Below are 20,529 nucleotides of genomic sequence, written 5' to 3' on the forward strand. Positions count from 1 at the left end.
AGAAAAGATGTACTTAAAAGCATTGGAGCTGACAGGGTTTAAATCATTTGCGAATAGGACTGTTGTGGAGTTTGATAATGGGATTACTTCCATTGTTGGGCCTAACGGGAGTGGAAAGAGTAATATTCTGGATGCTATTTTGTGGGTTTTGGGAGAGCAGAGTTATAAGAACATACGGGCGAAAGAGAGTTCGGATATTATTTTTTCTGGCGGGAAGAATAAGAAGCCAAAGTCTATGGCGGAAGTCAGTCTTATTATTGATAACGGGGATAGATATCTGGATGTAGATTTTTCAGAAGTTAAGATTACTCGAAGGATTTTTAAGACTGGAGAAAACGAGTATCTAATAAATAACAAGAAATCTAGGCTTAAAGACATTCATAATCTATTTATGGATACTGGGATTGGAAAGCAGGCTTACTCGATAATTGGGCAAGGGCGTGTAGAGAGAATTATTGGCTCTTCTCCAAAGGAGTTAAAGGAGATTATTGAAGAGGCGGCTGGAGTCAAAAGGGCTAAAACTGAAAAAGAAGATTCTGAGAAAAAGTTGCAGGATTTGAAAAATGAAATTGAAAAAATTGATTATGTAGAAAAGGAATTAAAGCTACGAGTTGACTATTTGAAGGATGAACAGGCTAAGGCCAGGCTGTTTAAGGAATATACAAAAAAGATTGATGTTCAAAGGTTTATGGTACTGGAATACAATGTCAATGAAAAAAGTTCGCTAAAATATGAGTATGAGGAAAAAAGTCAGGAAATACAGAAAGAATTAGAAAAAAGTGAAAAGAATTTTTCAGAAAAACAGGCGGAACTCCAAAGAACTAATGAAATTCGGGAAGAATTGTACAAAAATCTGGAAAGTCAAAAAAATGAAAATAGCGAAAACTTTAAAAATTTGGAAACTTTAAAAGATGAGCATTCAAAGCTAGTGAATCAAAATTCCAATTTGGAAACGGAAGCCAATGAAAAAGCTAAGAGAAAAGATATTTTGGAAAAGGATATTGCTGAAAAAGAAGAGATTTTAAATAAGTCTAGAAATGAGCTTGAGCTTATAACAAAGGATTTGATTGAAAAAGAAAAGGAAAAGGCTGAGTGGGAAGCAAAAGTTGGAGAATTGAAGCAGAAAAGTGATAAAATAACACTTGAACTGAGAGAACGGGCACAAAAGAACTCTAATTTTGAAGTGGATAAAATAAAAGTCGCTGGAGAAAATGAGGATTTGGAAAAAAGAGTTTTGGCTGCGAAAACTGAAAATAAAAGGCATATCGCTGAGAAAAATATTGTAGAATCCGAGTTTAACAAAATAAATGAAGAAAAACAGACTTTTGAAATACAAAAATCAGAAAATGAGAAGCAGAAACTTGAAAAAGAGCTGAAAATTCAGAAACTCAATGAAAAAACAGAGGAACTTAGAAAGGAATATTCTGGAATTAATAAACAGAAAAATGAGATTAGTTACAAACTTCAGAATTTTGAGGTTAAACAAAAGGCGATTTCAGATGCTATTGAGAAAAATGAAACTTTTAATCGAAGCATAAAGCATATTCTGAATGAAAAAATTGATGGAGTAATTGGTGCTTTTGTTAATTTGATTGATGTTCCAGTGGGATTTGAGGAAGCGGTACAAACTTTATCTGGTGGAATGTTTCAGGATATTGTCGTAAAAGACAGTGAAATTGGGAAAAAGTGTATTGGAATCTTGAAGGAAAGAAAGCTGGGAAGAGCTTCATTTTTGCCGATTGAAAATATTCGTGTTTCTAAAATGAATGATTTCCTGCCTACAATTGATGATGTTTCGTGGCAAAGCGACTTTAAAAATAAAATGTCAGAAGAGGAAATTCAAAATATAATTTCAAGCACAAAAGGAAAAAATGGAATTATTGATTTTGCAAGGAATATTGTGAAAATTGATAAAAAATTTGTAAATAAAAATATAGAAAAAGTTATTCAGTTTGTGTATGGAAATTCAGTTGTTGTGGAAAATCTGGAAGTTGGAACACAGCTTTTGAAAAAAGGATTTAATGACAGAATTGTTACGCTTGAAGGGGATATTATCACTTCTCGCGGGAGAATGACGGGAGGGCATTCGTTTAGGGGTAAGGATGAAATTTTCGAGAGAAAAAAGGAATTGAAACATCTGGAAAGTGAACTTGAGAAAAATCGAAATAATTTTGGTGAACTTGAGAATAAACTGTCTAAAATTGTTTTGGAAGCTGAAAAAGTTGAGTCAGAAAGGACAGAAATAGAAAAATTATTTGAGAATTTTAAAAATGAATATCAGGTGTTTAATGAAAACTACGATGATTTTAATATTAAATTTAGTCGAAAACAGCGGGAAATTAATACTTTGAACTATGAAATTTCTGAAAATGAGAAATTTATTTTGGAAAAAGAAACTAAAATAAAGGAAAATCTTGAGTTAATTCAAAAAATCGAAAAAAATATTGAAGAAAATAATCTTAAAATTGAAAATTTGAATCAAGATTTGAAAAATTTTGAAAATATTGATGAATTTATTCAGAAACTGAATGCTGCCGACAGAGATTATGAAATTTTGAAAGTTAGAACAGATAATAATAAAAATCGTTTTGCAGAAATTGAGTCTGATTATAAGAAGCTTTTGAATGAGAAAGCAGAACTGGCTGAATTTGAAAAGAAAAGGGAAATGTTAGGAAAGGAATTATCTGTAAAAATTTCTCATAAAAAAGATGAAATTTCTGAAAATGAGAAATTAAATAAGAATATTTTAGGCGAAATTCAAAAAATTGAAAAATATATTCATGAAATTGAAGAAAAAGAGCGAAAATTTATTAGTGAAATCAAAGATATTGAAGTAAATATGTTAAAACATAAAAATGACTATGAAAAAATCATTGAAAAAATAACACGAAACGAAAGTGAGCTCGAGTTTCAGCTGGCTGAATTTAAGGAACTGGAAAATGAAGAAATTCTTGAAAACGAGGAATATTTTGAAATTGCTGATGAGAATGAGCTGATGGCGACAAAGAAAAAACTGGCAGTAAATGAGAGAAGCAGAACTGACATTGGAGTAGTGAATCTTGGCTCAATTGAAGAATTTGAGCATGAAAATGAGCGGTATCAGAATATTGCCGCACAGAAAAAAGATTTACTCGAAAGCCGAGAAGCATTGCTTGGGTTTATTCAGGAAATTGAAGAGGAAGTTACAAGTAAATTTTTTATAGCTTATGAACAAATAAATAAAAATTTTCAGTATATGTGTGAAACTATTTTAAATGGAGCAAAAGGGCTGATTAAAATGACAGATCCTGAAAACTTGCTTACAACTGGCTTGGAACTTAGTGTAAAATATAAAAATAAGCCGGAACAGACTTTACTTTTACTTTCAGGTGGGGAAAAATCAATGCTTGCAGTATCCTTTATAATGGCAATCTTTATGTTTAAGCCGAGTCCATTTACTTTCTTTGATGAAATTGAGGCGGCACTGGATGAAAAAAATACAAAAAAAATTGTAGAGCTTCTGCATCAGTTTATTGACAAATCGCAGTTTATATTAATTACTCATAATAAGGAAACAATGAAGGGTTCTCATAGACTTTATGGGGTTACGATGAATAAGGAAATTGGGGAAACTAAAATTGTTTCGGTGGACGTGTAATTTAATAAACTTTTTTACTGGAAATTTTTTGATATTTTTGATAGAATATAGGTAAAATTTATAATATATAAAAATTACTTTAAAGCTGAATTTCAAATTAAAAAACATTTAATTTTTTTTATATTAAAGAAATTTAGTTATATAAAGTACGATTAAAACTTGAAAGGAGATATGTGTAAAAAGATTTTCACATAATTGAGAAAATGTTAAAAAAATTATTAGGTTTAGTAGCAATATTTTTGTTATCAGTTATAGGTTTTGCTGATGTAGATATTTCACAGATAGCGAGTGATTATCCATATAAAGATAGTGCAATAGCGGCAACAGTTCTTGGAACACCTGCTGATCAGCAGTACAAATTTAAAAACCCAAAGGGTCCAAAAGTTAGAAAATTTACGACAACCAAAAAGATTCCTGAAATATTAAGACAATGGAAGGATTATGAGTATGGTGTATGGACTCAAAAAGGTAAAAAAGCACCACTTATGATTATAATTTCAGGAACAGGTTCACTTTATAACAGTGGAATGTCACTTTATTTAGCAAATGTTTTTTATGACAAGGGATACAATGTAATTGCATTTAGCTCACCAACAACAATGCCTTATATTGTAAGTCAAAGTAAAAATACATATGCAGGGTATATAAAAGATGAAACGACACAAATGTATTCTTTGATAAGTCAGGCTATTTCAAAAGAAAAAGGCGATGGAATGAAAATTGATAAAACTTATATCGGCGGTTACAGTTTAGGTGGTTTTCAGTCACTTTTACTTCATGAACTTGATGAAAAAAATAATAGAAGAATTGGAATTAACAAATCATTATTATTAAATTCACCAATTAGTATTTTAACTGCAACACAGAATTTAGACAATTTTTTGGTGAAAAATGGAATTTACGATGCTAGAAGTTTGGAAAAATATATGGATACAATATTTAGCAGACTTATGTATGATGACACAATAAAAATAAAAGATATAGAATTTTCAAACTTAACTACTTCATTAGGAAAATTAGGACTTGGAGAAAAAGATTTTGAAGTATTGACAGGGCTATTATTTCGATTTTATTCAGCTAATATGACTTTTGCTGGAGAAGTGTTCAGCGGTAGAAACGCAACTGGTAGACTTTCAGATAAAAAATCTTACAAACGTTTTGATTCTGTTTCAAAAGAATTTAGAGAAGGTTTGTCTGTTGCATTTGATGAATATGCAAAAGAAATTTTGTATCCATATTTGAAGAAAAATAGAAATCCTAATCTTGATTTTAATGAATTTGTAGAAGAATTTGATTTAAAACATAGTCAAGATTTTATAAATAGAAATAATAAAAATATTATATTTATAACATCTACAAATGATGTACTGTATTCGAGTCAGGATTTAGATTATATAGAAAATACATTTTCAAATAAAGTTCTGATACCGTTTGGTGGACATACAGGTGTTTTATGGCATAAAGATGTGGCAAATTTAATGGTAGATAAATTGGAGGAAAATTAGAAATGGCACAAAAAAATAAATTATTAATGTTTGGAACAATTTTGATTGTTGCAACAATTGGACATTCTAAAATGTTGGAAATTAAGAATGAAAATACAATAATGTTTATCGAAGAAAATGAAAAGGAAGTAAATGATGACCTTTTTGTAGAATTCGTTGATGGAAAAATAGCAGAAACGCCTGATAAAAATATTGATTTGGTTTCACAAACGAATATAAAAACGAAAAAAAATAAAGTTGATAAAAATAAATACATTGCTTTTGAGCAAGATGGTTATGGAATATTGGCGGCAAATTTGGAAGAATTGGATGAAGATTACATTGCTTCAAGTCAAGTATTCCAGTTAACAGGTATAAATGACTCATTAGAGCCATTTAATCGGAGAATGTACGCTTTTAATACACAGCTTGATAGAAAAGTACTTTATCCAGCTTCACGTGTTTATGCAGCAGTTGTTCCAAAACCAATAAGAAAGGGAATTTCAAATTTCTATAACAATTTTAGTGAAATACCAACATTTGTAAATTCACTGTTACAGCTAAAACCTGGAAAAGCAGTAAATGCACTTGGAAGATTTGTTGTAAATTCAACAGTAGGAATACTAGGGGTAGCGGATGTTGCTAAAAATATGGGAATGAAAAGAGATCCTGAAACAATGGGAGACACATTAGGACATTATGGGGTTGGAACAGGTTCTTATCTAGTATTGCCAATGTTTGGACCAAGTAATATAAGAGATGCAATTGGAACAGGAATAGACACGGTAACAGAAGGTGCAGTAAGAGGTGTAGCTGAAGAAAAACTGTTTTTTGATACGGGAGTTTTTGATAAAACAGTTTATGGATTTACAAGACCAGTTGTAACAGGACTGAATGCACGTTCTATGCTTAGTATGAGATATGGGGATTTGAATTCTCCGTTTGAATATGATTTAGTGAGAGCTCTTTATCATAATTACAGAAAAATACAAGTTGTGAAATAAAAAGTTTAAAATTGTTCTACTAAAAAATTATTTTCGTGAAAATATAGGAGGAAATTGATATGAGTCACATAAAAGATGTGGATTTAGAAGTGTACAATGCAATTGTGGAAGAGGAAAAAAGACAGGAGGAAGGAATTGAGCTGATTGCTTCTGAAAATTTTGTTTCAAAGGCTGTGATGGAGGCCGCAGGTTCTGTATTTACAAATAAATATGCAGAAGGTTACCCTGAAAAGAGATATTACGGTGGATGTGCAAATGCTGATGTTGTAGAAAGCCTTGCAATTGAAAGATTGAAAAAAATATTTGGGGCAAAATATGCAAACGTGCAGCCACATTCGGGATCTCAAGCAAATATGGGAGTTTATGTTGCACTGCTTGAAGCTGGAGATAAAATTTTGGGAATGAGCCTTAGTGCAGGTGGACATTTGACACATGGTTATAAAATCAATTTTTCAGGAAAAAATTACATTGGATTGGAATATGGTCTAAATCCTGAAACAGAACTGATTGATTATGAAGCAGTCAGAGAAATTGCATTAAGAGAAAAACCTAAAATGATAGTTGCAGGAGCAAGTGCTTATTCAAGAATAATTGATTTTAAAAAATTTAGAGAAATTGCTGATGAAATTGGTGCGTATTTGATGGTAGATATGGCTCATATCGCTGGACTCGTAGCTGCTGGACTTCATCCAAATCCAATAGAATATGCAGATGTAGTAACTTCAACAACTCATAAAACTTTAAGAGGACCTCGTGGTGGAATAATTTTGACAAATAACGAAGAAATTGCAAAAAAAATTGATAAAACAATATTCCCTGGAATACAAGGAGGACCATTGGTTCATATAATTGCTGCAAAAGCAGTTGCATTTAAAGAGGCACTTAGCCCAGAATACAAAAAATATCAGGAACAAGTGGCAAAAAATGCAAAAATTCTGTCAGAAGAATTAGTAAAAGGTGGACTTAGAATTGTAAGTGGCGGTACTGACAACCATTTAATGCTTGTTGATTTACGTCCAATGGGAGTTACAGGAAAATTAGCCGAAGCAAAATTAGAAGAGGCTGGAATAACTTGTAATAAAAATGCTATTCCAAATGATCCTGAAAAACCATTTGTTACAAGTGGAATAAGACTGGGAACACCTGCAATTACAGCTCGTGGATTTAAGGAAGAGGAAACAAAACAGGTAGCACAATTTATATTGACTGTTTTAGAAAATATAAATGACAGTGAAAAAATTACTCAAGTAAAAGAGCAAGTTTTAAAGTTAACAGAAAAATTTCCACTTTATAAAAATAAATAAAATGGAAAATAAATTAGGAGAAAATGTGAGAAAAAATAATAGAAAAAATGATGAAATGAGAGAAGTAAAAGTAACAAAAAATTACATTATTCATCCAGAAGGTTCAGTTTTAATCGAATTTGGGAACACAAAAGTTATTTGTAATGCAACAGTTGAAGAAAAAATACCAAGGTGGCTTAAAGGAACAGGATCAGGATGGATAACGGCAGAATACAGCATGCTTCCAAGAGCAACAAATGCACGTGTCCAAAGGGAATCAACAAAAGGAAAACTTTCTGGAAGAACGATGGAAATCCAACGTTTAATTGGAAGAGCACTAAGAGCTGCAATAGACTTGGAAAAATTAGGAGAAAGAACAATAATGATAGACTGCGATGTAATTCAGGCAGACGGCGGTACAAGAACAGCTTCAATTACAGGAGCCTATCTCGCTTTGGAACTGGCAATTGAAAAATTGATAGATGAAGGAAAACTAAAAGAAATTCCAATAAAATCAAAAGTTGCAGCAATAAGTGTTGGGAAAGTTCGAAATGAACTTTTACTTGATTTAGAATATGAAGAAGACTCAAGAGCTGATGTAGATATGAACATTGTAATGAACGACAAAGGCGAATTTATTGAACTACAAGGTACAGGAGAAGAAGCAACTTTTACTCATGCGGAATTATTGAAGTTTATTGAATTATCAAAAAATGCCTTTCATAAGTTATTTAGTTTATAAATTAAGATTAAATTTGAAATATTTAAACAAAGACTAATTATAGTAATCAACCTAAATAAAGTACATGTTAAAAAATTTTAGAAATCTGAATAAAAAATATAAAATTTAGAAAGGATGGTGAAAGAATATATGAAGAAAAGTGGAATGGAAAAATTATTTGACGAGTATATGAAAAAAATACAGGCTGGAGATACGAAGGCTATAAATGAAATTGGTCTTATTTTTCAAAATAATTATGATAATGAAAATGCGAAAAAGTGGTTTTTGAAGGCTATTGAAGCTGGAGATTATGAATGTGCGAATAACTTAGGGTATCTTTACGCTAGCCAACATGATTTTGAGAATGCTGAAAAGTATTATTTGATTGCAATTGAAAATGAAGATTATGATGCATTAAATAATTTAGCAATTTTATATGAACAAAATGGTAAAAATGAAGAAGCTGAGAAATATTACCTAAAAGCAATTGAAAAAAATTGTGAAGGAGCTAAGGAAAATTTACTTATATTTTATAATACAACAAATCAAACTGAAAAATTGAAAGATATTTATTTACAAATGGCTTGGAAAGATGATGTTAATGCAATGAACCGTTTAGGGATGATTTTTGGAAATGAAGGAAATTTTAAGGAATCTGAGAAATGGTTTTTGAAGGCTGCGGCACTTGGGGATGAGCATGCGAAAAGCAATTTAAAAGTGCTAAGAAGTAGTTTGAAAAAGTCTAATTAAAAATAAATGCATATAAAAAGTATTTAGTAAAATAAAAAAATAAAATTTTGATTGGATTGTCAAATTAAGATTTGACTAATTTCATTATATATGGTAACATAAAAATAAGATAATTAAATATAAAATAAATAAATTGGAGGAATTAGAATGGGATTATTTGATTTATTCAAAAAAGGTAAAAAAGAAGATGATGTTAAACAGGAATTTGACGGAAAAGTAAAAGCACCTATTTCAGGGAACCTATTACCTTTATCAGAAGTACCTGATGAAGTTTTCGCACAAAAAATGGTAGGAGATGGAATTGCTATCGAACCAACTGCGTCAGGAGTAATGTTAGCACCAGCTTCTGGAAGAGTAGAAAAAATCTTTGATACTAATCATGCTTTCAGTATTGTAACACCTTCTGGAATCGAAATTTTTGTTCACTTCGGAATGGATACAGTTCAATTGGAAGGAAAAGGATTTGAAAGAATCGCTGAAGAAGGAGCAGTAGTAAAAGTAGGAGATCCATTAATTAAATATGATTATGATTTCTTAAAAGCAAATGCAAAATCAATTATCACACCAGTAATTATTTCAAACTATGAAGATTATGCTTCATTAAACCCAGTTGAATCTGGAACTGCAACAGCTGGAGAAACAGTTGTACTAAATGTTCAAAAATAATTTAATAAAATAAATTCTATTCAAAAAATCTCTATTTAAGCAAGAGTATTTCTGCTTTTTTAGAGATTTTTTATTTTACAATTTTTATTACTTTTTTCCAATCGATAGCTTTTACTAAAATAAAGAATATTATTCCAGCCAGTGTATTTGAAAATAAATTTCCCCAGAATATTGAATAAAGTCCAAAATATTTTTGTGTTAATAAAATAAAAATATATCTTAATAGCCAAATTCTTAAAACAGACATAACTAATGGAATTGTTGTTCTTCCAAGTGCTATAAAAACTCCTTGTGCTATCATAAAAATACTAAATCCAATTACTGAATAAGTATAAATATGGAGAGCTTTATCAGCAATTTCTATTACTTTTGGAACTTTTGTAAAAGTTAATACGAGTGGTAATGAAATAGGCAGGATTAAGGCAATAGTCAAAATTGAAATAGTAACGCCAGTTATCCAGCCCACCTTGAACACATCCTTAGATTTTTTTACATTTCCAATTCCCATATTTATACTAATCATTGAGGAAACGGTGGTTCCTATTGAGGATGGTAAAATAAAGCAGATTGCATTGATATTGGAAGCAATTCCCTAAGCATTTAAGGCAACAGCTCCAAATTTTTCCATTTCCTTATTTATAAGAAAAAATCCAAGATACAAGAAGGCGTAATTTAACATTGAAGGAAATCCGATTTTTAATAATCGTTTTATAATTGGCAATTTTATTGTGTAACTTCGTAAATTAAGTTTTATATCTCCACTTTTTAAAAATAAATCGTAAAACATCCAGATTGTAACAACTATGTAAGAAAAAAGTGATGCCATTACTGCACCCACAATTCCCATTTTTAAAACATATAAAAAAATTGAATTAAAAATAATTTTTAAAATTAATAAAAGAAAAATTCTAACAAATGTAACCTCAGGACGTCCAATCGCATTTTTTGAAGAATTGTAAATGGCAGCCAAAAATACAAAAGGCATTACCAGTGAATAAAGGGAAATATAGATATAGACATTGTTACGAATTTCAGAGGTTGTGTTATTTGAAATTAAAAGAGCTGTAAACATACATATAGGAATTAGTAAAAGCCCAATAAAAAAACTGAATACAAAAATTTGTAGCATCGTTTCCTTTACCGCTAACATTCTTCCTTTACCGTAAAGTCTACCTATCATAACAAGTGTAGCCACGCCAAGCCCCTGCGAAAATGCAATCATAATATTTAGTACAGGCTGACTAAATGTAACTGAACTGGCAATTTCTACACTTGTGAGTCTGTTTAGAAATAAACTGTCTGAGAGTGGGATAAGTGCTTGAATAATTCCGACCAGCAATGTTGGAATAGACAAAAAAAGTAAAGTATTAATAACTCTTCCATTAAAAAGTTTTCTTGGATAATTATTTATTTTTGCTTGTTTTTTCGCTATTTTAAATTTTCTAGACATTTTAATGTAAATTTTCTTATCAGTATGATTTTTTTATAAATAATTTTTACTTGTGGGAAAATTAATTGTATGTTAAAATAAAAGGAGTCTAGAAATTAAAAAAATAAATTTAGATATTATTTTAATTATACTATCTAAGGAGTTAAAATGAAACAAAAAAACATATTTTTAGAAGGATTAGATTCTTTTACGCTACATATTTTAGCTATTTCGTTTATGATATTAGATCATTCGTGGAATGTATTTTTTGTTAATCAGAATCAGATATGGATGAATCTTTTAGGCAGGCTTGCCTTTCCTATTTTTGCCTTTATGCTTGTAGAGGGGTTTTATAAAACGAAGAATAGGAGTAAATATTTAAAGCGTATTTTTATTTTTGCTGTTATTTCAGAAATACCTTTTAATCTTTTGGTAAGTACTTCTGTATTTGGGAGTCCATCGATATTTTTTCCATATAATAATGTTTTGTGGACTTTTGGGATTGCTTTATATATGCTAGTTTTGTTTGAAAAAATTAAAAATAAAGATAACTTACCTGTAACAGTAAAAATTTTTGGAAAAATTATTATAAGTATTTTAGCTATGTTTATTACACGCCTTATAGTTAGTGATTACCGAGAATATGGAATTATGATGGTTTTAGTATTTTATTTTTTCAGAAGTAAAAAATGGTGGAATTTTATAGCTCAAGTCATCTTATTAGCATGGATAAATATTTTTCTTATATGGGGATATAATGTTACTTTAAACTGTTTTGGAAATGAAATAAATGTATCATCACAATCATTTGCAATATTTTCATTAGTTTTTATATGGCTCTACAATGGAAAGCAAGGTATTCATAATAAAATTACAAAATATATGTTTTACAGTTTTTATCCATTACATCTTTTGTTAATTGTAATGATTTATATTTTTTTTAAGAAATACATCATTTATTGAACTAAATGATATAAGTATTGTAACAAAAAACGGATTTAATTATAAATTTATAGAAATTCCTAATAGTAAAATAGGGCGAAAGATTGGTATAGAAATATTTAATTAAAGGCTGGAATTTTTTTCAGTCTTTTTTGTATGGTGAAAGGCATAACCCTATAAAAAAATAACTTTAATTTTATAAATTTTTTGATTTCTGCTCTTTAAATGGGAAATAGTATAAAATGGAATATAAACAAAAATGAGGTATAATATTATTGTATAAAATTTAAAATATAAATTTTGTTAATACTGAAAAAATATAGAAAGGGCAAGTTATGAAAAAGATAATTTTAATTTTGATAAGTGTATTATTTTTAGTGAGCTGTAGTGGGGATATCCCCTTCTCGGAGGAGGAAAAAGGAGCTTTAAAAAAGGCAAAAACGGAAATTGCTGAAATGAAGAAAAAACCGACAATGGCAGAAAAGGAAAGAATTTTGCAAAAGGGACTAGAAGTTCAGAAAAAATATTTACGAATTGGGGTAGTGTATTTTAAAAGTGTGGAAAAGGATATTCCAATAGCAGATTATTATCTAGCAAGAAACTATAGTGCGAGAGGGGAAAAAGAAAAGGCACTCAAATGGGCAAGAAAAGGCTCGGACAGAGGAGTGAAGGAAGCAAGTGCATTTGCAGGACAGATTTATGCTAATCAGAGAGATGAAATGAATGCAAGAAAATATTATATAAAGGCAATGGATCAGGGAGATTATAGTGAAGATACATTGTTTAGAGTGTGGGTATATGGAGAAAGGAAAGAAATTAATAGCGAAGTGGTGGAAGCATTTAAAAGAAATTTAAATAAAAATATTGAGGTAAAAAATGCTTTGGCTTTTTATTATCAGAGGCACGATTACTTTGATGAAGCTGAAAAACTCTACAAGGAGCTTGTTAATGAAAAATATCCGAATGCAGAAAGACTTTTAGGGGAACTTTATATGTGGAAAAAAGATTATGACAAAGCTGAAGAATGGTTATTAAAAGAATCGGAAAAATTATTTTCACATTCAGAAGACAATGTGAAACGGATTGAAGAAAAAAGAGCAAGATTATTGCGTCTGTTAGCAGAAGTTTATGAAATGAAAGGAGATTACGGCAAGGCTGAAAATAGTCTTTTAAAAGCAAAAGAACTTGCACATAAGGAACTTGCATTAACGAGTTTAGCCAAATTATATGAAAAGCAAGGGAAATATAATCAAGCTTTGAAAATAAATGAAGAATTAGAAGAATTGGAAAAAATAGAAAAACAGAAAAAATTAAATCATAAAAGAAATAAAAAATGGAGAGTTTTATGAGAATAGAGAAACTGGAATTTGTAAAAAATATTGATAAATTTGAAAATAATTCTGATGAATATGTAGAGATTAATTTAAATAGGAAGGTAACGGAACTTTCAAGCGTTTCGTATGAAAAAAAATTATACAGTTTTTATTTATTAATAGGAGAAGACGGGAGAATAAATTCGCTGGAAATTCTCAATATATTGAAAATGGCTAAATTTACACATAAAATAGAAGTTCCTGAAAATATAATAGAAGGCGAGATTTATTTTAAAAGGGAAGAATACAATGAAGATGGTATAAAAGTTAAAGAATTAGATTTTTTGGAGATTGATATTTCCAAAAATATTATCAGATGTTATTTTACTGATAACAGGCTTAATATTTATTTTGGAGTAAAAATTTGTGAAAATATAGTAATCTTAATAAATAGGAATAATTATGCAGAAGGAATTTTGATTTATGGAAAATTTGAAATTGAAAATGATAGATTTTACTGGAAAAAGTGAGAATGTGGTAAGCGAGCGAGATATGATTTTTTCTTTTAATAACGGAGAGATAAAAATATATTTGTCTTATGAAACAGGAGAACTGAAAAAAATAGAAATAGTTAGTGAAAATGAAAAAATTGAAAAAAAAATTGAACGGGAAGCGGTATTAAAATTTAAGGGGAATTCGGTTATTTTGGATTATGAATATGGATTGTACGAGTATGTGGAAATAGAAATTGAGGATAAGCTGGAAAAATATTGGGCTGATGGAAAAACAGTTTATTTAAAGGAAAGGAAGAAAATTTTTTTAGAAGTTGAAGTTTGGGAGGGATATTTGCTATTTTTTGATGATGAATACGATGTAGTAAAAGTAAAAAGAAATTATCTGATAAAGTTTTAAAAATTCAATTGGAACAGTTGTGATGATATTTCCTGAATTTCCAAATGATTATATGGTGGGGTTTATGGAAGATGAGAAGACTTTAGATATTTTAGTTATTAAGGGGATTGAAAAAATAATAAAATTTGTAAACACAAATACTCTTGTTTTTTTATAAAAAATGTGGTATTCTTAAGACAAGGAAATCTAATTTTATAATGAATACAATTATGTAACTAATTGTATAGAATGGAAAGGACGAAGAAAATGAAAAAATATGATGCAATAATAATTGGATTTGGAAAAGGTGGAAAAACTTTGGCAGGATTTTTAGCTGGGAAAGGTCAAAATGTGGCTTTGATTGAGAAATCGGACAAGATGTATGGAGGGACTTGTATAAATATTGGGTGTATTCCTACAAAAAAACTTGTTGACAGTACAAAAGTTCTTAAAAATAAAGGATTAAGCAGTATTGAGGAAAAGGAAAAATTTTATGAAGAAAGCATAAATAATAAAAATACATTGATTGGTGCATTACGTGGAAAAAATTATGAAATGCTGGCTACAAAGGAAAATATTGATATTTATGATGGGTTTGGAAGTTTTGCTTCAAAAAATGTTGTTAATATTGAAAGTAATGGGGAAAATGTTCAGATTGAAGGAGAAAAAATATTTATAAATACAGGTTCGACTACAATAATTCCTGGTATAAAAGGGCTTAAAGAAAGTAACCATGTGTATACAAGCACTTCAATTATGGAACTGAAGGAACTTCCTAAAAAATTGACTATTTTGGGAGCAGGGTACATTGGGCTGGAATTTGCTTCGATGTATGCTGATTTTGGATCAGAAGTTACAGTGATTGATTTGGCACAAAGACTTATGCCTAGAGAAGATGAAGAAATTGCTGATAGGGCAAAGGCTATATTTGAGGCAAAAGGAATTAAATTTTTACTAGAATCAAAAATTGAGAAAATTGTTGATAAAAATGGAAAAGGGTATGTGCAAATTTCACAAGGGTCAAGCAAGAGCGAAATTGAATCAGATGCAATTCTTGTGGCAATCGGAAGAAAACCTAATACAGAAAGTCTTAATCTAGAAGCGGCAGGAGTAAAAACTGATGAAAAAGGTGCGGTTGTAGTTGACGAAACATTGAAAACAACAGCTGATAACATTTGGGCAATGGGAGATGTGAAAGGCGGACTTCAATTTACATATATTTCTCTTGACGACTTTAGAATAATAAGAGATAATCTTTACAATGGAGGAAACAGAACGGTAAACGACAGAAATGTAATTCCATACAGCGTATTCATAAATCCACCTTTATCAAGAGTTGGAATGACTGAAAGCGAAGCAATTGCCAAAGGATACGAAGTAAAAACAGGAAGACTTGAAGCAATGGCAATTCCAAAAGCAAAAATAGAAGGTGTAACAGATGGACTACTTAAGGCAGTTATAGATGCAAAAACAGATAAAATACTGGGATGTACTTTATTATGCAACACTTCCCACGAAATGATAAACATTGTTGCAGCAGCCATGAAAGCTGAACAAAAATATACATTCCTAAAAGATATGATATTTACTCACCCTACAATGAGTGAGGCTTTGAATGATTTGTTTGGAAGTGTGAAATAAAGAAAATAAAAAATATTTTAGTTAAAATTTATGAATTTTTATGAAGTATTAAAAATACTACAAAGAATGGAGAATAAATGGGCGAGTTAATAATTATGGGATTAGTAGTATTTTATAATCTATTTAAGATTATTTTTAATATTATAAGAGTAATTTTTTTAAAGAAAAAAGTAAAAAGGTTTTTGAAAATGGATTTAATTTCTGAAATAATTTATTTTTTAGGATGGATAAATTTGATGAGAAATGCAATTATTTTAGTACCTAGCCAAATATTTCATTCAGTTTTTTACTATGTTGCTATTTTAATATTTTTGATAAATAAAAGAAACAAAAAAATTCATAATTATATTTTATTTTCGATAATAACAATTGATATAATAATTGTATTATTTCTTCTAAATATGCTAAAATTATATCTTATTACGTTCATTACGGTAATTGTGTATATTTTTATAATTGTAATTTTAAGAAAAGATAGAGATAAATTACGAGATTGTGGATATTTAACACTATCTTTATTAGATATTGCAAATATTTTTATATCATATATTGCATTTATAGGATATGTTGCTTCGGCATTTTAAAAAATAATAGATAGAATAATAAATAAAAAATTTCTTTAAATGAAAATCACGGTTATTAAGATTAACTGTGATTTTTTGTTTTAGGAATTTATAGAATATATAAATTGGGGAGAAATATTTTTTGAAAAGTGTTGATAAATTATAGTCAATACAGTATAATAATATTGTTACATACTTTTTGGATTACGAAATTTCTGCAATAGAAAAAAGATAAAAAAAATAACCCCAACATTAAGGGCTTAAACATAATCGAATTTTACTTTAATATGTTATGCCATATTTTAGATAAAATCAAGATGGAAATTAGAAATTAAAGTAATATTTTTAGAAAGGAAAATTTAAAAATGGAAGATATTATTAAAAAAGTAAATGAATTTTCGAGGTTAGCACGTGAGAGGGAATTGACGGAAGAAGAGAAGAAAGAGCGTGAAAAATATAGAAAAATGTATATTGAAAAATTTAAGGAAAGTGTGAGGGGACATTTGGATAGCATTAAGGTTGTTAGAGTGGATGACGATGGGAATCCAATTGATGATGACGGAAATATTATTGAGCCTGAAGCTTAAATAAAACAGTAATAATAGCATTTAGAGATTAATCTTTTAAAATCTTGAAAGTTGGATTGATAAGATTTTGGTAATTGTTTAAAGTGGATTAGGAAGGGAATGAGTGGAAATTTATGAAATACGATTTAGTTATATTTGATTTGGACGGGACGCTTATGGATACGTCGAAATCTATTACAAAGACTGTAAATTCAGCGATGGAAGAACTTGGGAAAAAGCAATATTCTGCTAATGAATGTGTAAAATTTGTTGGTGGTGGAGTTTCAGGGCTTGCACGGAATATTTTGGGAAAAGAGAAATATGAGGATGTAACGAATGAGAAAATGGAAAAAGTTATAAGAAAATATTATGATATTTACTTTGACTATGGTGTTGAGCCTTATGAAGGAATACCTGAATTGCTTGATTTTCTGGAACAGAATGGTGTGAAAAAAGGTATTGTAACAAACAAGGATCATGAAACAGCTTTATCTGCAGTTGATAAAAAATTATCTAAATGGAAATTTGATGGAATATTTGGTTCAAATGAAAAGGAATATCCAAATAAACCGAATCCGTATAATGTTCACAAAATGGCACAAAACTTAAATATTTCAAAAGAAAAAATATTATTTGTTGGAGATATGCTTGTGGATGTAAATACAGCTAAAAATGCTGGAATTGATATTGTTTACTGTAAATGGGGATTTGGTGAAGTAAAAGGTGAGGATGGAATTGATGAAGATGTAAAGGTGTCTAGCGTTCAGGAAATTATTGAAAGAATAAAAGGTAAATAGAAAGTTTTTAGGAAAAAATCGTTTTAGTATTTTGTATTAAGACGTTTTTTTTATTTATATTTTGATGTCTTTTAAAATAAAAAATGTGGTATAATTTATTAATACTATTCCCCATTAAAATAATAGAATTAGTATAAATAGTTGAAATCAAAAAATTCATGAAATTATGAAAAACATTTATTAAGCAATGCATAATTTGAAATCTATAGGTCATAAAAAATTTAATATAATATAGGGATTTGAATATAATATCTATAATTTTTTAGATTAATTGATTTTTTTATTTTATGAATTGTTATAAAAAAAATTTGGAAAAGGATTTTTATTTATGAAAAAAATTTTAAAAAGAGTGATATTGTTGATGTTGTTGTTGATAACTGTAATGACTTGTGGTGAAAATAGTGATAAAAATAAAAGAATAGAAAATAATATTGAAAAGCAAAATGAAAGTGAGAATGTTATTGAAAAACCTAAAAATCCATATTTAGTGGAGAAGGGGAAAGTTTATTTTAATGGCGAAATAGTGAAAGGTGCGGATATTACAACATTTGGATGGATTGAGGGGACTTGGTACGGAAAAGATGAGAATAATGTCTATTTTGAAGGGGAGAAAGTTGGAAAATTAGAAGACAAGCCGATTGAGAGAATAAATAATTATTTGGTAAAGTCAGGAAATGCCCTTTATTATTTTTATTGGAAAATCGATAATTTGAAAAACAGTAAGATGGAAATAATTGCGAATAAGGAAGACGGAGCTGAATATTATATTAAAGATGGGAAAAATGTTTACTTTTTAGAAAGAAATATTAATTTTCCTGAATTTGACGGGAAATTAATTTTACTAAGAAATATTGACTATAATACATTTGAAGTGATTAATAAAAAATATTTTAGATATGTAAAAGACAAAACAGGAATTTATTATGTTGCAAATGGGAAGGCGGATGAATTGAAGGGACTGGATAAAAATAGTTTTAAAATCATTGATTTTGTCTTTTCTGCGGATAAGAATAGGGTGTACTATAGGGGAATTAAGCTGGAAAAGATTTTATCTAATGGATTTGAAGTTGTGGGAAATGTTTATGATGTGAGTTATTATCTGAAAGATAGCGAAAAGGTGTATTTTTTGAATGAAATATCCGAATTAAGTGTTATAGAAAAGGCGGATTCAAAGACTTTTGCATTAATAAACGATTTATATTCAAAAGATAAAAATAATATTTTTTGCGATGGAAAAATTTTGGAAGGAGCTGATGTCAAGAGTTTTAAAGTATTTTATGATTCAGATGTAGAAACAGCGAAAGATAGCAAGCACGGGTATTATGATTGTTATTCTGTGAGATAATTAAAGGAATAATGGATTTGAAAAAAGGAGGATTTTTATGAGAAGCACTGTTTTAAGAATATTAGGTTTGTTAATTTTAATAGGAAATGCGGGATTTTCTGAATACATTATTGAAAATGGTAAAATTTATTATAATGAGGATTATCATAAAACTTTGGTTGTAAAGCGGATAGATGATGAAAAAAGTGAAAAATATTTAACAAAAAGTCCCGATTTAAAGAGTTTTAAAATTCTGAATGAGAATTTTGCGAAAGACAAGGATACTATTTATTATAAGGAATATGATATTTTGGAGGCAGATATAAATAGTTTTGAAATATTGGATGAAGATACTGGAAAAGACAAAAATTATATTTATTTATATGGGGAGACTGTACGGTATGAAAATAGTGGCGAACCGGTAGATATGAAAAAAGTTACTTTTTATGAGAATTCTAAGGGTAAAATGTATTATTTTAGAAATAAAAATGACATCTATGTTATGGAAGGAATATATGCAGAAAAAGTTGATAACGTGGATAAAAGGACTTTTGAAGATTTAGGTGGAGGCTTTGGAAGAGATAAAAACTGGATTTATTCTGGAAAAATGAAATTGAGAAATATAGACAGGGAAAGTTTTGAAAATATTGGTGATGGATATATAAAGGATAAGAATGGCATTTATAGAGATGCAGAAGTAATTTTTTATGATAGTGATGATTCCTATAATATTTCAAAGTTGGAAAATGTTGATAAAGAGAGCTTTGAGAATATTGGAGAGGGATATTCAAAAGACAAAAATAACATTTACTACAATAATGAAAAATTTAAGAATATAGATGTAAAAACTTTTCAATTAATAGGTAATGGTTTTTCAAAGGATAAAAATAATGTTTATTTTGAAAAAAATAAAATTGAAGGAGCAGAAGCAAAAACTTTTCAAATAGTGGATAATTTCTTTGAAAAAGATAAAAGCAATGTTTTTTATAAAGAATATAAATTAAAAAATATAAGCCCAATTGAATTTCAGACACTGTATATGAGTAAAAATGCTAATGTTGCGTATGCAATATTTTTTAAAAATAAGGATGGAGTATTTAAGCTGTTAATTGAAGATCCTTTTGATTTGACGAAAAATAAGGTTGTAAAATTGAACGTAGATAAGGATAGTGTAAAAATACTTAGTAAAAATTATTATAAAGATAGAAATAATGTTTATTGTAATGACAAAGTGCTAAAAGGTGCTGATGTAAAAACTTTTGAACTGGTAGGAAATGACAAGGATGAAGCAATGGATGAATTTATAGATACTTTGGAAAATATTTTTGACGCTTTTAGTTCACTAGAAAAAAGCAACGAAACTAAAAAGAGTTCAATTACAGCACAGGATAAAAATCATAAATATGAATATTGTAGAATTGTGAAATAAACTTCAATTTTTTTAAAATTAAACTTTTAATTTATAAAATTTGTTATAAAAATGATTTAATTACAAAAATATCTTGACATAAAAATAAA

Annotated in this window: 20 protein-coding genes; 18 read left to right on the top strand and 2 right to left on the bottom strand. The window is 28.9% G+C overall.

All coding sequences use genetic code 11. From position 1 onward, the window contains the following. The first annotated feature begins 7 nt into the window (after positions 1 to 7). The 7 genes from smc (at position 8) to BQ5344_RS05965 (ending at position 9,545) form a co-directional block, all read left to right on the top strand. Positions 8 to 3,637, top strand: coding sequence for a chromosome segregation protein SMC (gene smc / locus BQ5344_RS05935; protein WP_071124555.1), 3,630 nt, complete (start codon positions 8 to 10; stop codon positions 3,635 to 3,637). Between the two features lie 203 nt (positions 3,638 to 3,840). Then, a complete protein-coding gene (locus BQ5344_RS05940) occupies positions 3,841 to 5,142 on the top strand; it encodes an alpha/beta hydrolase (protein ID WP_071124556.1) in 1,302 nt (433 codons plus the stop codon). A gap of 2 nt (positions 5,143 to 5,144) precedes the next feature. Next, positions 5,145 to 6,125 carry an MlaA family lipoprotein gene (locus BQ5344_RS05945; protein ID WP_071124557.1) on the top strand — a complete coding sequence of 327 codons (981 nt, stop codon included), beginning with the start codon at positions 5,145 to 5,147 and terminating at the stop codon, positions 6,123 to 6,125. Between the two features lie 59 nt (positions 6,126 to 6,184). After that, positions 6,185 to 7,429: a serine hydroxymethyltransferase gene (gene glyA / locus BQ5344_RS05950; RefSeq protein ID WP_071124558.1), complete on the top strand. Its 1,245-nt coding sequence runs from the start codon at positions 6,185 to 6,187 to the stop codon at positions 7,427 to 7,429. 25 nt (positions 7,430 to 7,454) lie between these two features. Further along, a complete protein-coding gene (gene rph, locus BQ5344_RS05955; protein ID WP_036070702.1) occupies positions 7,455 to 8,150 on the top strand; it encodes a ribonuclease PH in 696 nt (231 codons plus the stop codon). A 129-nt stretch (positions 8,151 to 8,279) separates the two neighbouring features. After that, entirely contained in the window at positions 8,280 to 8,879 is a 600-nt protein-coding gene (locus BQ5344_RS05960) for a tetratricopeptide repeat protein (RefSeq protein ID WP_036070705.1), read from the top strand. 147 nt (positions 8,880 to 9,026) lie between these two features. Beyond that, positions 9,027 to 9,545, top strand: coding sequence for a PTS sugar transporter subunit IIA (locus BQ5344_RS05965; RefSeq protein ID WP_071124559.1), 519 nt, complete (start codon positions 9,027 to 9,029; stop codon positions 9,543 to 9,545). Between the two features lie 70 nt (positions 9,546 to 9,615). Here BQ5344_RS05965 and BQ5344_RS12425 read toward each other — a convergent pair whose 3' ends face one another. Together BQ5344_RS12425 and BQ5344_RS12430 are read right to left on the bottom strand one after the other, a co-directional pair. Then, positions 9,616 to 10,134, bottom strand: a complete 519-nt coding sequence (locus BQ5344_RS12425; RefSeq protein WP_328586188.1) for an MATE family efflux transporter — start codon at positions 10,132 to 10,134, stop codon at positions 9,616 to 9,618. A 3-nt stretch (positions 10,135 to 10,137) separates the two neighbouring features. Beyond that, the gene (locus BQ5344_RS12430) at positions 10,138 to 10,995 is read right to left on the bottom strand and encodes an MATE family efflux transporter (protein ID WP_235846121.1); all 858 of its coding nucleotides are present in this window, start codon (positions 10,993 to 10,995) and stop codon (positions 10,138 to 10,140) included. A gap of 147 nt (positions 10,996 to 11,142) precedes the next feature. On the opposite strand from BQ5344_RS12430, the gene BQ5344_RS05975 reads away from it, so the two are divergent. The 11 genes from BQ5344_RS05975 (at position 11,143) to BQ5344_RS06020 (ending at position 20,440) form a co-directional block, all read left to right on the top strand. Then, positions 11,143 to 11,937 carry a TraX family protein gene (locus BQ5344_RS05975; RefSeq protein ID WP_071124560.1) on the top strand — a complete coding sequence of 265 codons (795 nt, stop codon included), beginning with the start codon at positions 11,143 to 11,145 and terminating at the stop codon, positions 11,935 to 11,937. Positions 11,938 to 12,251: 314 nt separating this feature from the next. Continuing rightward, positions 12,252 to 13,265: a tetratricopeptide repeat protein gene (locus tag BQ5344_RS05980; protein ID WP_021769101.1), complete on the top strand. Its 1,014-nt coding sequence runs from the start codon at positions 12,252 to 12,254 to the stop codon at positions 13,263 to 13,265. After that, complete coding sequence (locus BQ5344_RS05985; RefSeq protein ID WP_071124561.1) at positions 13,262 to 13,759, top strand: hypothetical protein; 498 nt, start codon at positions 13,262 to 13,264, stop codon at positions 13,757 to 13,759. The genes BQ5344_RS05980 and BQ5344_RS05985 overlap by 4 nt, the downstream gene beginning before the upstream one ends. Then, the gene (locus tag BQ5344_RS12435) at positions 13,713 to 14,141 is read left to right on the top strand and encodes a hypothetical protein (protein ID WP_235846122.1); all 429 of its coding nucleotides are present in this window, start codon (positions 13,713 to 13,715) and stop codon (positions 14,139 to 14,141) included. Before BQ5344_RS05985 ends, BQ5344_RS12435 begins: the two co-directional genes overlap by 47 nt. 22 nt (positions 14,142 to 14,163) lie before the next feature. Then, positions 14,164 to 14,298 carry a hypothetical protein gene (locus tag BQ5344_RS12510; RefSeq protein WP_268872969.1) on the top strand — a complete coding sequence of 45 codons (135 nt, stop codon included), beginning with the start codon at positions 14,164 to 14,166 and terminating at the stop codon, positions 14,296 to 14,298. 89 nt (positions 14,299 to 14,387) lie between these two features. Next, a complete protein-coding gene (locus tag BQ5344_RS05995; RefSeq protein ID WP_071124562.1) occupies positions 14,388 to 15,761 on the top strand; it encodes an FAD-dependent oxidoreductase in 1,374 nt (457 codons plus the stop codon). Between the two features lie 77 nt (positions 15,762 to 15,838). After that, positions 15,839 to 16,345, top strand: coding sequence for a hypothetical protein (locus BQ5344_RS06000; RefSeq protein WP_071124563.1), 507 nt, complete (start codon positions 15,839 to 15,841; stop codon positions 16,343 to 16,345). A 344-nt stretch (positions 16,346 to 16,689) separates the two neighbouring features. After that, positions 16,690 to 16,911, top strand: coding sequence for a DUF896 domain-containing protein (locus BQ5344_RS06005; RefSeq protein ID WP_071124564.1), 222 nt, complete (start codon positions 16,690 to 16,692; stop codon positions 16,909 to 16,911). A gap of 113 nt (positions 16,912 to 17,024) precedes the next feature. Continuing rightward, positions 17,025 to 17,687 (top strand): HAD family hydrolase, encoded by a 663-nt coding sequence (locus BQ5344_RS06010; RefSeq protein ID WP_071124565.1) that lies wholly within the window; start codon positions 17,025 to 17,027, stop codon positions 17,685 to 17,687. Between the two features lie 328 nt (positions 17,688 to 18,015). Beyond that, a complete protein-coding gene (locus tag BQ5344_RS06015) occupies positions 18,016 to 19,032 on the top strand; it encodes a DKNYY domain-containing protein (RefSeq protein WP_071124566.1) in 1,017 nt (338 codons plus the stop codon). A gap of 37 nt (positions 19,033 to 19,069) precedes the next feature. Next, positions 19,070 to 20,440, top strand: coding sequence for a DKNYY domain-containing protein (locus tag BQ5344_RS06020; protein ID WP_071124567.1), 1,371 nt, complete (start codon positions 19,070 to 19,072; stop codon positions 20,438 to 20,440). Positions 20,441 to 20,529: the final 89 nt, after the last annotated feature.

Source organism: Leptotrichia massiliensis (assembly GCF_900104625.1).
Lineage (GTDB): Bacteria > Fusobacteriota > Fusobacteriia > Fusobacteriales > Leptotrichiaceae > Leptotrichia > Leptotrichia massiliensis.

Coding starts and splice junctions, on each gene's coding strand:
- BQ5344_RS12510 (WP_268872969.1), top strand. CDS start 14,164: ATGATATTTCCTGAATTTCCAAATGATTATATGGTGGGGTTTATGGAA.
- BQ5344_RS05945 (WP_071124557.1), top strand. CDS start 5,145: ATGGCACAAAAAAATAAATTATTAATGTTTGGAACAATTTTGATTGTT.
- BQ5344_RS06015 (WP_071124566.1), top strand. CDS start 18,016: ATGAAAAAAATTTTAAAAAGAGTGATATTGTTGATGTTGTTGTTGATA.
- BQ5344_RS05995 (WP_071124562.1), top strand. CDS start 14,388: ATGAAAAAATATGATGCAATAATAATTGGATTTGGAAAAGGTGGAAAA.
- glyA (WP_071124558.1), top strand. CDS start 6,185: ATGAGTCACATAAAAGATGTGGATTTAGAAGTGTACAATGCAATTGTG.
- BQ5344_RS06020 (WP_071124567.1), top strand. CDS start 19,070: ATGAGAAGCACTGTTTTAAGAATATTAGGTTTGTTAATTTTAATAGGA.
- BQ5344_RS05940 (WP_071124556.1), top strand. CDS start 3,841: ATGTTAAAAAAATTATTAGGTTTAGTAGCAATATTTTTGTTATCAGTT.
- BQ5344_RS06000 (WP_071124563.1), top strand. CDS start 15,839: ATGGGCGAGTTAATAATTATGGGATTAGTAGTATTTTATAATCTATTT.
- BQ5344_RS05985 (WP_071124561.1), top strand. CDS start 13,262: ATGAGAATAGAGAAACTGGAATTTGTAAAAAATATTGATAAATTTGAA.
- BQ5344_RS05960 (WP_036070705.1), top strand. CDS start 8,280: ATGAAGAAAAGTGGAATGGAAAAATTATTTGACGAGTATATGAAAAAA.
- BQ5344_RS06005 (WP_071124564.1), top strand. CDS start 16,690: ATGGAAGATATTATTAAAAAAGTAAATGAATTTTCGAGGTTAGCACGT.
- BQ5344_RS05975 (WP_071124560.1), top strand. CDS start 11,143: ATGAAACAAAAAAACATATTTTTAGAAGGATTAGATTCTTTTACGCTA.
- smc (WP_071124555.1), top strand. CDS start 8: ATGTACTTAAAAGCATTGGAGCTGACAGGGTTTAAATCATTTGCGAAT.
- BQ5344_RS06010 (WP_071124565.1), top strand. CDS start 17,025: ATGAAATACGATTTAGTTATATTTGATTTGGACGGGACGCTTATGGAT.
- BQ5344_RS05965 (WP_071124559.1), top strand. CDS start 9,027: ATGGGATTATTTGATTTATTCAAAAAAGGTAAAAAAGAAGATGATGTT.
- BQ5344_RS05980 (WP_021769101.1), top strand. CDS start 12,252: ATGAAAAAGATAATTTTAATTTTGATAAGTGTATTATTTTTAGTGAGC.
- BQ5344_RS12430 (WP_235846121.1), bottom strand. CDS start 10,995: ATGTCTAGAAAATTTAAAATAGCGAAAAAACAAGCAAAAATAAATAAT.
- BQ5344_RS12435 (WP_235846122.1), top strand. CDS start 13,713: ATGGAAAATTTGAAATTGAAAATGATAGATTTTACTGGAAAAAGTGAG.